This is a genomic window from Antarctobacter aquimaris (assembly GCF_900184945.1).
GTDB lineage: Bacteria > Pseudomonadota > Alphaproteobacteria > Rhodobacterales > Rhodobacteraceae > Maliponia > Maliponia aquimaris.
Genome location: NZ_FXYF01000012.1, coordinates 118,439 through 130,513 on the forward strand (window position 1 = coordinate 118,439; position 12,075 = coordinate 130,513).

General features: G+C 66.6%; 13 protein-coding genes. 10 read left to right on the top strand and 3 right to left on the bottom strand.

The genetic code is table 11. The features are described from left to right. The first annotated feature begins 12 nt into the window (after positions 1-12). Both MAA8898_RS19110 and MAA8898_RS19115 read left to right on the top strand, forming a co-directional pair. Positions 13-1,845 carry a Na/Pi cotransporter family protein gene (locus MAA8898_RS19110; protein ID WP_094022630.1) on the top strand — a complete coding sequence of 611 codons (1,833 nt, stop codon included), beginning with the start codon at positions 13-15 and terminating at the stop codon, positions 1,843-1,845. A gap of 44 nt (positions 1,846-1,889) precedes the next feature. Next, the gene (locus MAA8898_RS19115; protein WP_094022631.1) at positions 1,890-2,138 is read left to right on the top strand and encodes a hypothetical protein; all 249 of its coding nucleotides are present in this window, start codon (positions 1,890-1,892) and stop codon (positions 2,136-2,138) included. A 30-nt stretch (positions 2,139-2,168) separates the two neighbouring features. Here the strand turns inward: MAA8898_RS19115 and ppk2 are convergent, their stop codons facing one another. Together ppk2 and MAA8898_RS19125 are read right to left on the bottom strand one after the other, a co-directional pair. Beyond that, entirely contained in the window at positions 2,169-2,984 is an 816-nt protein-coding gene (gene ppk2 / locus MAA8898_RS19120) for a polyphosphate kinase 2 (protein WP_094022632.1), read from the bottom strand. Between the two features lie 94 nt (positions 2,985-3,078). Next, positions 3,079-4,038: a LysR family transcriptional regulator gene (locus MAA8898_RS19125; RefSeq protein ID WP_094022633.1), complete on the bottom strand. Its 960-nt coding sequence runs from the start codon at positions 4,036-4,038 to the stop codon at positions 3,079-3,081. 115 nt (positions 4,039-4,153) lie between these two features. Between MAA8898_RS19125 and MAA8898_RS19130 the strand changes: the two genes are divergently transcribed. The 8 genes from MAA8898_RS19130 (at position 4,154) to MAA8898_RS19165 (ending at position 11,415) form a co-directional block, all read left to right on the top strand. Beyond that, complete coding sequence (locus MAA8898_RS19130; RefSeq protein WP_094022634.1) at positions 4,154-4,624, top strand: TRAP transporter small permease; 471 nt, start codon at positions 4,154-4,156, stop codon at positions 4,622-4,624. Further along, positions 4,621-5,925 (top strand): TRAP transporter large permease, encoded by a 1,305-nt coding sequence (locus tag MAA8898_RS19135; protein ID WP_094022635.1) that lies wholly within the window; start codon positions 4,621-4,623, stop codon positions 5,923-5,925. The genes MAA8898_RS19130 and MAA8898_RS19135 overlap by 4 nt, the downstream gene beginning before the upstream one ends. 42 nt (positions 5,926-5,967) lie before the next feature. Next, positions 5,968-6,960 (top strand): TRAP transporter substrate-binding protein DctP, encoded by a 993-nt coding sequence (gene dctP, locus MAA8898_RS19140; protein WP_094022636.1) that lies wholly within the window; start codon positions 5,968-5,970, stop codon positions 6,958-6,960. A 75-nt stretch (positions 6,961-7,035) separates the two neighbouring features. Further along, positions 7,036-8,136, top strand: a complete 1,101-nt coding sequence (locus MAA8898_RS19145; RefSeq protein WP_094022637.1) for an NAD(P)/FAD-dependent oxidoreductase — start codon at positions 7,036-7,038, stop codon at positions 8,134-8,136. Next, positions 8,111-8,416, top strand: a complete 306-nt coding sequence (locus MAA8898_RS19150) for a 2Fe-2S iron-sulfur cluster-binding protein (RefSeq protein WP_094022638.1) — start codon at positions 8,111-8,113, stop codon at positions 8,414-8,416. Before MAA8898_RS19145 ends, MAA8898_RS19150 begins: the two co-directional genes overlap by 26 nt. After that, the gene (locus MAA8898_RS19155; protein ID WP_094022639.1) at positions 8,403-9,797 is read left to right on the top strand and encodes an FAD/NAD(P)-dependent oxidoreductase; all 1,395 of its coding nucleotides are present in this window, start codon (positions 8,403-8,405) and stop codon (positions 9,795-9,797) included. Before MAA8898_RS19150 ends, MAA8898_RS19155 begins: the two co-directional genes overlap by 14 nt. 9 nt (positions 9,798-9,806) lie before the next feature. Then, entirely contained in the window at positions 9,807-10,145 is a 339-nt protein-coding gene (locus MAA8898_RS19160) for a RidA family protein (protein ID WP_094022640.1), read from the top strand. Positions 10,146-10,164: 19 nt separating this feature from the next. Then, positions 10,165-11,415, top strand: a complete 1,251-nt coding sequence (locus MAA8898_RS19165; RefSeq protein ID WP_094022641.1) for a D-amino acid dehydrogenase — start codon at positions 10,165-10,167, stop codon at positions 11,413-11,415. A gap of 45 nt (positions 11,416-11,460) precedes the next feature. On the opposite strand, the gene MAA8898_RS19170 is transcribed toward MAA8898_RS19165, so the two are convergent. After that, complete coding sequence (locus MAA8898_RS19170) at positions 11,461-12,075, bottom strand: PqiC family protein (protein ID WP_094022642.1); 615 nt, start codon at positions 12,073-12,075, stop codon at positions 11,461-11,463.

Below are 12,075 nucleotides of genomic sequence, written 5' to 3' on the forward strand. Positions count from 1 at the left end.
AGCCTTGCGAGGATGAGAAAATACACTCTCCCGGTCGCGGTCGCCGCGATGCTGCTGGCGTTCTGGTACAGCCCGGACGCGCAGGAGATCCTTGCCGGGGTCGCAATCTTCCTGTTCGGGATGCTGATGCTGGAGGACGGCTTTCGCCTGTTCGGCGGCGGCCGCCTGGAAAGCCTGCTGGAAAAGGCCACGCGGTCGACGCCCCGCGCGCTGGCCTTCGGCATCGTGTCGACGACGCTGCTGCAATCCAGTTCGCTGGTGTCGGTCATCACCATCTCGTTTCTCAGCGCGGGGCTGATCTCGCTGATCGGCGGTGTCGGCATCGTCTTCGGCGCCAACATCGGCACCACCACCGGGGCCTGGCTGGTGGCGGGGCTGGGGCTGAAGGTCAACATCGCGGCCTATGCCATGCCGATGATCGCGCTCAGCGTGTTGCTGGTCTTTCAGAAACCCAAGGGCCTGCGCGGCGTCGGCTATGCGCTGGCCGGGCTGGGGTTCCTGTTCCTCGGCATCCACCACATGAAGGAGGGGTTCGAGGCGTTCCGCGAGCAGATCGACCTGGCGCGCTTTGCCCTGTCGGGGCTGCTGGGGCTGGTCGTCTATACCCTGATCGGCACCGCCGCGACCGTGGTGATGCAATCCAGCCATGCGACCATGGTTCTGGTCATCACCGCGCTGGCAGCCGGACAGGTGACCTACGACAACGCGCTGGCGCTGGCGATCGGCGCCAACATCGGCACGACAATCACCGCGATCCTCGGCGCGCTCAGCGCCAACGTGCAGGGCAAGCGGCTGGCGCTGGCGCACCTGGTGTTCAACCTGACGACGGCGGCGGTGGCGCTGTTCGCGATCTCGCCACTGCGCGACGCGGTGGACTGGATCAGCGGGCACGTCGGCATCGCGCCGGACGACTACGCGCTCAAGCTGGCGGTGTTCCACACGATCTTCAACGTGCTGGGGGTGCTGCTGATGCTGCCATTGCTGCGGCGGCTGGTGGCTTTCCTGCAACGCCGGATCGTCGAGCGTGCCGCCGACGTCAGCCAGCCGCGCTATCTGAACGAGGCGGTCGACGCTTTCCCCGAGACGCTGGAAAGCGCGCTGCGCAAGGAGGTCCGCCACCTCTACGACAATGCCACCGAGGTGATCTTTCACGGTCTCAACCTGCACCGCAACGACATCTTCGCCAGCGGCAATATCGCCGAGACGGTGCGCAAGAGCCGCCGTGCCATCGAACTGGACATTGACCAGCGGTATGAAACCCGGGTCAAGACTTTGTACGCGGCGATCATCGACTTCACCACCCGCGCCGGGGACAAGAGCCTGGCGCCCGAGATGGCCGACCGGGTCTATGCGCTGCGCGACGTGGCCACCGGCATCGTCAAGGCAGTGAAATCGGTCAAGCACCTGCGCAAGAACGTGGTGCGCTACACCACCCGTCCGCAGGGGGCCGTGACCGACCTCTACGACGGGCTGCGGACCGAGATGGCGCGCGTCGTCGTCGAGATCCGCAACCTGGGCGCCGCCAGGCCCGAGGACCGCAGCGTGCTGACGCTGGACCAGGAACGCGCCGAGATTGCCGAGGCCTCCCGGACCGCCACCCGGCGGGTCGAGGAACTGATCCGCGCAGGCCGCATCACCGCCGCCGCCGCGACCTCGTTTCTCAACGATTCCGCCTATGCCTACGGCGCGATGCGTGACCTGATCGAGGCCGCCCGGGCCTACTACATCGAACGAGACAGCGCCGTGGCCGAGGTGGAACGGCTGCTTCAGATGGACGAGGATGACCTTGAACAGCGGCGCGCACGGCCGGGTGGCGCACCACCTGCACCGGAAGTGTTACATTAGGGGTCTATGATGGTGGCGGTCGGGTCAGGGATGGAGGTGTTCGCATGGGGTTGAAGAAACTGGCTGCCAAGTTGGCGGACTACCGCGCCCGGCTCGAAGGCGGCAAGGCGAGCGAGATCAAGCCTGACCATGTCCGCAAGGTGCTGGAAAAGCTGCGCCGCAAGCAGGCCGACCTGGAAGCCAAGATGGAAAAGGCGGATGGCGACGAGGACCGCGAGCGGCTGACACGCAAGCTGGAGGTCGCGCAGCAACAGATCCGACACGCCGAATGGCTGCTGGAGAACATCCCCTGAGCCACCCGGCAGGGGTGGCCGAAAGGGTGGCTAGAGCAGGTCCCGGTGCGCCTCGGGAACAAAGCGTTGCGCCTGCATCGGCGGGCGGTCGTAGTCCGGCCGGGGCGGGCGTGCGCCCATGTCGATGGGATGCGGCGCCACCTCTTTGTAGGGGATCAGCGACAGCAGGTGGCTGATGCAGTTCAGCCGCGCGTGTTTCTTGACGTCGGAGGCGACGACATGCCAGGGCGACTCGTCGGTGTCGGTTTGGGCGAACATCTCGTCCTTGGCGCGCGAGTAATCGACCCAGCGCTTGCGGCTTTCCAGGTCCATGGGGCTGAGTTTCCAGCGTTTCGTCGGGTCGTTCAGGCGTTTCTGGAATCGGCGTTCCTGTTCTTCGTCGCTGACCGAGAACCAGTATTTGATCAGCTGGATGCCGGACCTTTGCAGCATGCGTTCGAACTCGGGGCAGCTGCGCAGGAATTCGCGGTACTCGTCTTCGGTGCAAAAGCCCATGACCCGTTCGACGCCGGCGCGGTTGTACCAGGAGCGGTCGAACAGCACGATTTCCCCGGCGGCGGGCAGGTGGGCGACGTAGCGCTGGAAATACCACTGGGTGCGTTCGCGGTCCGTCGGGGCGGGCAGGGCGGTGATGCGGCAGTGGCGCGGGTTGAGCGGTGCGGCGATGCGCTTGATCGTGCCACCCTTGCCGGCGGCGTCGCGCCCTTCGAACAGCACGACAACCCGGTGGCCGCTGGCCTTGATCCATTCCTGCAACCGCACCAGTTCGATGTGCAGCCGCGCCATCTGGCTTTCGTAGGCCTTCCGGCCGACCTTGGGGCCTGCGTTGGCCGACTCATCGTTCATGCCATGCCTCCTGTCGCCATGACACGTGAGGTCCGGCCCGGCACGCAAGGGAAATCTCGGAAAATCGCTGTCACGCAGGGGGGCGGCCTGCCGGTCAGAGGGTGTTGCGCGGCGAATCCGGTGGCGCGTCCAGCTGCCTTTCGGTCTCCGTGCGGATCGCGCGGATGGCCTCGGCGAGGTAGGCCGAAAACGCCTGTGTCAGGCGTGCCTGGCTGACGTAGGCCGGGGTCAGGATCGACACGCTGTTGGTGACGCGCGGGCGGAACCGCCGCATCGTCAGACCTGTCCCGCCACCGGCCTGTAAGAGGTAGCTGTAAGCCGTGATCATGTCGCAGACCATGTAGCAAAATCCTTCGGCCACGAATTGCAGGCCCGGCAGAAAGGTTCGCAGTTCCAGCCGCTTGTTGAAGGCGCAGTGCGCCGCGACAAAGGCCTCTTCGGTCTGGGTGGCGGTGGGGTGGTCGTCGAACAGGATGGCCATGGGGCGGCCGTCCAGGTCCTGGGGCGTGATCACGGATTTCGCCGCCAGCGGATCGTTCCGCCGCAGCACGCAGACGCATTCCAGGTCAAAATCGGTCTGGTCGATCGAGGCGCGGGCGGCGGGCGTCTCGGCAAAGCCGATGTCGAACTGCTGCGAGGCCACCATGTCCTCGATCACCGCCGAAGACCGCATGATCAGCGACAGGTCGACCTCGCGCTTGTCCGCCATGAACCCTGTCAGAAGGCGCGGCATGAACAGGCCCGAGGCAGCCGGGTGGCAGGCGATGCGCAGCTTGCCGGTCTGCAACGCGGCCATCCCGGCAAGTGCCTGTTTCGTGCGTTCCAGCCGGTCGAGGATCGCCTCGGCCTCTTCGAGGAAATAGCGCGCCTCCGGGGTCGGGGTCAGCTTGCCATGCTCGCGCAGGAACAGGGCAAAGCCCAGTTCCTGTTCCAGCGTGGCGATCATCGTGCTGACGGCGGGCTGCGTTCGGCCGACCGTCTTGGCCGCCTGCGAAATCGACCCGCTGCGCATCACTTCGCGGAAGACGGTCAGCTGGCGGAGGGACAAGTTCATGGCGATCCATAAGTTCAGTTGATGGATATACAAGATTAATCAAATTGATTTTATGCCCCGTGTCCAATGAAATGCGCCTCAGCCGACACCCGCAAGACGTCCGAGCGGAGGGACCATGGACAGCTTTTCGAAATACCTGCTGACGGCGCTGATCGGCATTGTCGCCCTGGGTCAGTTCGTGCAGGTGATCACCCGTTACGTCCTTCAGGTCCCGGTCATGGGGCTGGAAGAGACGATGATGTACCCGACCCTCTGGCTGTACATCTTCGGCGCGGTGAACGCCTCGCGCGAAAACACGCATATCCGCGCCAACGTGCTGGAGATCTTTCTCAAGACGCCGCGCGCCCACACGATCCTGGCCATCGTCGGCGAGGTCATCAGCCTGATCGTCGGGCTGTGGCTGTTGTCCTGGGCCTGGGATTTCACCCGCTATTCGATCCGCACCTGGCGCGAAAGCCCGACCCTCTACATCCCGACCTTCTATGCCGACGTGGCCCTGGTGACCGGGCTGGCGCTGATGATGGTCTACACCCTCTGGCACCTCTGGACCCATGTGCGCAGCCTCTTGAAAGGGCAGGAAGCATGATCGAGATCGCGCTCCTCGCAATCGCCGTCCTCGTCCTGACGCTGACGCTGGGCGTGCCGCTGCCCTACTGTTTCGGCGCGGCGCTGATGGTGATGTATTTCATCGGCGACGTGACGATGAAGGGCATGATGCTCTGGGGGTTCCAGCAGATGGGCAACCCGGTGCTGCTGGCCATCCCGCTGTTCGTCCTGGCCGGGACAATCATGTCCGAAAGCGGCATCGCGGCCTCTCTGTTGCGCTTTGTCAACGCCTTCATCGGCCATGTGCGCGGCGGGCTGGGCGTGGTGGCGGCGGTGTCCTGCGCGGTGATCGGGGCAATCTCGGGCTCGGGCCTGACCGGCATCGCCGCCATCGGCCCGCTGCTGATCCCCGAGATGGAAAAGCGCGGCTATCCCCGCGAATACGCCACCGCTCTGATCGCCAACTCGTCGATCCTGGGCCTGCTGATCCCGCCCTCGGTGACGATGATCGTCTACGGCTGGGTGACGGACACCTCGATCCTGGCCTGTTTCCTGGCCACGCTGGGCCCCGGCCTCTTCATCATGTTCAACTTCTCGGTCGTGAACCTCTGGATGAGCCGCAAGTTCAACCTCAAGCTGGACGAAAAGCCGACCTTTTCCGAACTCACCAGCGAAGTGACCAAGCGCGGCATCCACGCCTTTCCGGCGCTGCTCATGCCGGTGATCATCCTGGGCGGCATCTACGGCGGCATCATGACCCCGACAGAGGCGGCGGCGATCGCGGTGATCTACTCCGTTCCGGTCGGATTTCTGATCTACAAGGGCCTGCGCTGGGACAACTTCCTGTCCGCCGGGAAAGAAGCCGCCACCGCCGTCGGCGCGATCATGATCATGATCCTTTTCTCGATGATCCTGGGCCAGATGTTTGTCTACGAGAGCATCCCGCAGCAGCTGGTCAGCGCGATCTTCGGCATCACCGAGAACAAGGTCCTGCTGCTGATCTTCATCAACATCCTGCTGTTCCTGGTCGGCATGGTGGTCAACGACGTCACCGCCATCATCCTGATCGCGCCGCTGCTCTTGCCACTGATGAAGGCGATCGGCGTCGACCCGATCCAGTTCGCCGCGATCATGGGCGTGAACACCGCGATGGGCGGCGTGACCCCGCCCTATGCCTCGATCCTCTACCTCGGTGCCCGTATCGGCAAGGTGAAGGTCACCAAGGTCATCAAGCCCGCGATGATCCTGATCGTCACCGGCTACGTCCCGGTCGTCTTCCTGACCTCGTTCTGGTCCGACCTGTCGCTCTTCCTGCCCCGGCTCTTTGGCTACCTGCCCTGATCCGGCCCACCCAAACCTGCCACCCAACCTAGGAGACCCTCCATGAAACATTTCCTGACCGGCACCGCCGCCGCCGCGCTGATGGCCCTTGCCACCCTGGCCCCGGCCGAGACGCTGAAGATGAGCCACGTCCGCCCGCAGGACGCCACCATCGACGTGGAACTGCGCGCCTTCGCCGCCAAGGTGTCCGAGGCCACCGGTGGCGACGTCACGATCGAGCTGTTCCCCGCCTCCGCGCTGGGCGACTACACCACCGTGCAGGAGCGCATCAGCGTGGGCGCCATCGACATGGCCACCCAGCCCGCCGCCACCGCCGCCGACCGCCGCATGCAGATCAGCTCCTTCCCCTACCTGGCCAGCAACTGGGCCGAAGCGCGCAAGATCTACGGACCCGACGGCGTGGTGCGCAACGTCGTGGCCGACCTCTACGCCGCGCAGGACATCACCATGCTGGCGGCCTACCCGGTCTACTTTGGCGGCATCTCGCTGAACACCGAGGCGGTGAACCCCGGCGATCCCAGCACCTCCAACGGCATCAAGGTGCGCGTGCCGGGCATCAAGTCCTTTCAGCTGACCGGCGAGGCGCTGGGCTACATCCCCTCGCCGATCCCCTTCTCCGAGGCCTTCACCGCGATCCAGACCGGCGTCGTGGACGGTGTGATCGGCTCGGGCGCCGAGGGCTACTACGCCTCGTTCCGCGACGTGACCAAGACCTACATCCCGGCCAACACCCATTTCGAGGTCTGGTACATGATCATCTCCAACGAGTCGCTGGCAGCACTCGATGCCGATGACCAGGCGGCGCTCAAGGCCGCCGCGGAGGAGTTCGAGACCCAGCGCTGGGCCGTGGCCGAAGAGGACCAGGCCAAGTGGGAACAGCGGCTGGCCGACGAGCTGGGCGCAACCGTCGTCGCGCTGACCGACGAGCAGCTGGCCGCCATGGCCGCCAAGGTCCGCGAGACGGTCTGGCCGGTGGTGCTGGAGGATGTGGGCGCCGAATGGGGCCAGGGCATTCTCGACCAGATCGGAAAGTGACATAAATCTGATCCGGGGCGGTGACGTGCCGCCCCGCATCCCTTATCCCGGCCCACGGACAAACGAGAGTGAACGATGGAAGCGGATTATGCGATCATCGGCGGCGGAGTCGTCGGCCTGTCGGTGGCCTGGGGCCTGTTGAGACGCGGCAAGCGGGTGATTGTGCTCGACGGCGACGATGGCGCCTTTCGCGCCAGCCGGGGCAACTTTGGCCTGGTCTGGGTGCAGTCCAAGGGCATGAAACAGCCGCGCTATGCCCGCTGGTCGCAGCAGTCGGCCGCGATCTGGGCCGAATTCGCGGCCGAGCTGGGCCACAACACCGGGCAGGCGGTGCCGCTGGAGCAACGCGGCGGCTATGACCTGCATTTCTCCGAAGAGACGCTTCAAGCCACCGTTGACCAGTACGAGACGCTGAAGGCCAGGCTGGGCGGCGATTACCCGTTCGAGGTGCTGGGCCACAACGCGCTGCGCGAGGAAGAACCCTACATCGGCCCCAAGGTCGTCGGCGCGATCCTGCACCACCAGGACGGCCATGCGAACCCGCTGAAACTGCTCAAGTCCCTCGCCGATGACGTGCGCCGGATGGGCGGGCAGGTGCTGAACGGCAAGACCGTCACCGATGTGACCCGGCCGGACGGGTTTCGCGTGACCTGCGCGGACGGCACCGTGGTCGGCGCCGCCAAGGTGGTCCTTGCCGCCGGGCTGGGGGCCACGCAGTTGGGGCCAAGGCTGGGATTTCGCGCGCCGATCCGGCCGCAGCGCGGCCAGGTGCTGATCACCGAGAAACTGCCCAAGATGCTCAACCGCCCCTCGCTGATCGCGCGGCAGGTGGACGAAGGTGGCATCCAGATCGGCGCCACGAACGAGGAAGTCGGGCTGGACGACCGCGTGACCCAGCCTGGCCTGTCGCGCCTAGCCGCCGATGCCGTCGCCGCCTATCCGGCGCTGGCCAAGGCGCAGCTGGTGCGCAGCTGGGGCGCGCTGCGGGTGCTGTCGCCCGACGGCCTGCCGATCTACCAGCAAAGCCGCGAGATGCCGGGCGCCTACCTGGTAACCTGTCACAGCGGCATCACTCTTGCCGCCGCCCACGCCCGCCTGCTGCCCGAGTGGCTGGAAGGCACCGAGGCCGCACCCGACCTGGAGGTGTTCAGTGAAGACCGCTTTGCCGTTTCTTGAGCTGGAGCAGGCCGCGCGCGTGCCCGTCGTGTTTGACGGCCAGTCGCTGGAACTGCCCCTTGGCGCCAACCTGGCCGCCGCGTTGCTGGCCGCCGGTGTGACGGTGTTCCGGCACACCCCGGTGTCGGGCGCGCCGCGTGGGCCGTTCTGCATGATGGGGGCCTGTTTCGACTGCCTCGTCGAGATCGACGGTGTGGTGCGGCAGGCCTGCATGCTGGACGTGACCGAAGGATTGCGGATCGGCCGTCCGCACGAGGGGGACGCAGATGAGCCGCTCTGATCTCATCGTCGTGGGCGCTGGCCCCGCAGGCATGGCCGCCGCCGCCACCGCCGCAGACCACGGGCTGAGCGTCACGCTGCTGGACGAACAGCCCCGCCCGGGCGGGCAGATTTACCGCGACGTGGATCGCGCCGCGCCTCTGCGGGGCGGCATCCTGGGCAAGGATTATTCCGAAGGGACGCGGCTGACCGCCGCCCTGCGGCATGAGTGCATCGCCCATCTGAGGGGCGCGGTGGTCTGGGCGATCGAGGACGGCTTTCGCGTCTCCTACACCCGCGACGGCCGCGCCGCGCAGGTGGCGGGGGACCGTGTCTTGCTGGCCACCGGCGCGCTGGAGCGCCCCATGCCACTGCCGGGATGGACATTGCCCGGGGTGATGACGGCGGGCGCCGCGCAGATCCTGCTCAAACAGTCGGGCGTCCTGGCCCAACGTGCCGTGCTGGTTGGCTCCGGCCCGCTGCTCTACCTCATCGCGGCGCAGATGGTGCGGGCGGGGACGCCGCCGCTGGCGCTGGTCGAGACGCAGACGAGGGGCGATCTCATGGCGGCCATGTCGCACCTGGGTGGGGCGCTGAAGGGCTGGCCCTACCTTGCCAAGGGTGTGAAACTGCTCTCCGAGATCCTGCGCGCCCGCGTGCCGCGCCACACCGGTGCGACGGGCATCGCCATCGAGGGCGACGGCCGCGCCGAGGCGGTGGTCTTCAGGGCCGGAGGCCGGGACCACCGGATCGCCTGCGACACGGTCCTGCTGCATCACGGCGTGGTGCCCAACACGCAGGCGGCGCGGTCGCTGGGCGTGGCGCACCGCTGGGACAAAGGGCAGGCCTGCTTTGCCCCGGTGCTGGACGCTTGGGGCGGCACGGACAAGGATGGCGTGCTGATCGCGGGCGACGGGGGCGGCATCGGTGGCGCGAAAGCCGCCGAGTTCGCCGGCCGCATCGCCGCCCTGAAGGTGGCGGGCGACCTGGGCAAGCTGACCGAGCCCGCGCGTGACGCACAGGCCGCGCCGCTGCTGAAACAGCGCGCGCAGGAGTTGGCGATCCGTCCCTTTCTCGACGCTGCCTATCCACCGTATGCCGAGGCCTTGGCGCCCGCCGACGCCACCGTGGTCTGCCGCTGCGAGGAGGTCACGGCGGGCGACATCCGTGGTTACGCCAAACTCGGCTGCCTTGGCCCGAACCAGGCCAAGGCCTTTGGCCGCGCCGGCATGGGACCCTGCCAGGGCCGCTACTGCGGGCTGACCGTCACCGTCCTGTTGGCCAAGGCGCATGGACAGACGCCCGACGAAACAGGATACTACCGGATAAGACCGCCGTTGAAGCCGGTCACGCTGGGCGAACTGGCGGCAATGGAAGAGGCGGTGAAGGACGCCGCCGAATAGGAGACAGACATGATCGAACGCCTCGAAACCGGCCCCCGCATGAGCAAGATCGTCAAGCATAACGGGGTTGCCTACCTCTGCGGCCAGGTCGGCGCGGGGGAGAGCGTGACAGATCAGACAAGGGACTGCCTGTCGCGGGTCGAGGCGCTGCTGGAACAGGCCGGGTCGTCGCCCGAACAGATGCTTCAGGTCATCATCTGGCTGGCCGACATGGCCGATTTTTCCGAGATGAACGCGGTCTGGGACGCCTGGGTGCCGGCGGGCCACGCCCCGGCGCGCGCCTGCGGCGAGGCGAAACTTGCCCGGCCCGAGCTCAAGGTCGAAATCATCGTCACAGCCGCCTGCTGAGCATCCGGGAGCAAAGGTCATGAAAGTCATCGTCCTCGGGGCCGGCGTCATCGGCGTCACGACCGCGTACTACCTCGCGAAAAGCGGCGCCGAGGTGCTGGTGCTGGACCGCCAGCGCGAACCCGGCATGGAAACCAGCTATGCCAACGCAGGCGAACTCAGCTACGGCATGACCTCGCCCTGGGCTGCGCCGGGTGTACCCAAGAAGGCAATCAAGTGGCTCTTCATGCGCCACCGCCCGCTGTTCATCTGGCCGCTGATCAGCCCCACCATGTGGGCCTGGGGCCTCAAGATGCTGGCCAACTGCAACGATAAGGCCTACCGCATCAATAAGACCCGCATGGTGCGCGTGTCTGACTACTCGCGCCGCGCCCTGACCGACCTCATGGCCGAGGTGCCGCTGGACTTCGACCTGCGCGAGCGGGGTACGCTGCAACTGTTCCGCACCGAAAAGCAGCTCAAGTCCTCCAAGGCCGACCAGGAGGTGCTGGCCGAGTTCGGCTCACCCTACGAGGTGCTGGACCGCGACGGCTGCATCGGCGTCGAGCCGGGGCTGAGCCATGTGGCGAACAAGTTCGTCGGCGGGCTGCGGCTGACGGCGGACCGGACCGGGGATTGCCGGATGTTCACCGGCGCGCTGGCAAGACACGCGGCCAAGCTGGGCGTGTCGTTCCGCTACGGCGTCACCATCAAGGGGGTGACGGTCAGGGACGGGCGTGTCGCCGGGGTCCAGACCGATGACGGCTATCACGAGGCGGATGCCTTTGTCTGCTGCATGGGACCCTATGCGCCGATCCTGCTGCGCGAGATCGGCATTCGTGCGCCGATCTACCCGATCAAGGGCTATTCCATCACCCTGCCGGTGACCGACCCCGACGCCGCGCCGCAATCGACCATCATGGACGAGACGCACAAGGTCGCGCTGACGCGGCTGGGCGACCGCATCCGCGTCGCCGGCCAGGCCGAGATCATCGGCTACAACATGAAGCTCGGCAGCCACGCCACCGATACCGTGCGCCACGTGGTGTCGGATCTGTTCCCCAAGGGCGGTGACGTGTCCAAGGCCATGGGCTGGACCGGCCTGCGGCCGATGACGCCGGACGGAACGCCGGTGATCGGTCCGACGAAGTACCCCAACTTCTTTCTCAACACCGGCCACGGCACGCTGGGCTGGACCATGGCCTGCGGATCGTCGCGCGCGGTGGCTGATGTCGTGCTGGGCAAGACGCCCGAGATCGACATGGACGGGTTGACGATGGACCGCTACTGATCCGCGCGGTCCTGCGAAGGCGCGCAGGCCCGGCCGCGCCCGCGTTCAGCGGGCGAGGTCGCGGGCGATCGCCTCGGACAGGGCGGTCAGCGCGGCCGATTGCGCCGTGGCCACCGAACCGGGCGTCGAATCCGGCATCGGGATCACGATGTCGAACAGGCGGGCCTTGTCGGGCAGTGGCGGCGGCAGTTCGCGCGGGGCCTTGTCGAAATCCTCGGGGTCGAGCACCGCTTCGGGGATTTCCGACCCCATGAAATACTGTCCCGCCAGGCGGAAGGTATTGGTCTTGGTCGCGATGAAGGTTTCGACCCGGATGTCGACGACGCCCTGCGGCGGTTCCGGCATGGGCCAGGGTTCGGGCGCGACATTGGCGTTGGTCATGGTGTTCAGGTTGCGGGTGATCCGCAGCGTGGCGGCCCGCGCCGGTTCGTCCGCCCAGAGGCCGAACTTGCTGTCGCGCACGACACCGGTCTCGTCCTCGATGGCGATCTTCTGGTCCTCGGCGTAGGATGGCAGCGACACGGTGCGCACCAGCACTGTGGACACCCGCGCGTTCACCCGCAGGCTGGAGGGGGCTGTCTCGACCAGGTACTGCGGCCCGCCTTCGCAGGCGGTCAGCATCAGCAGGGCAAGGGTGGCGGCCAGGGGTCTGAAAATCAT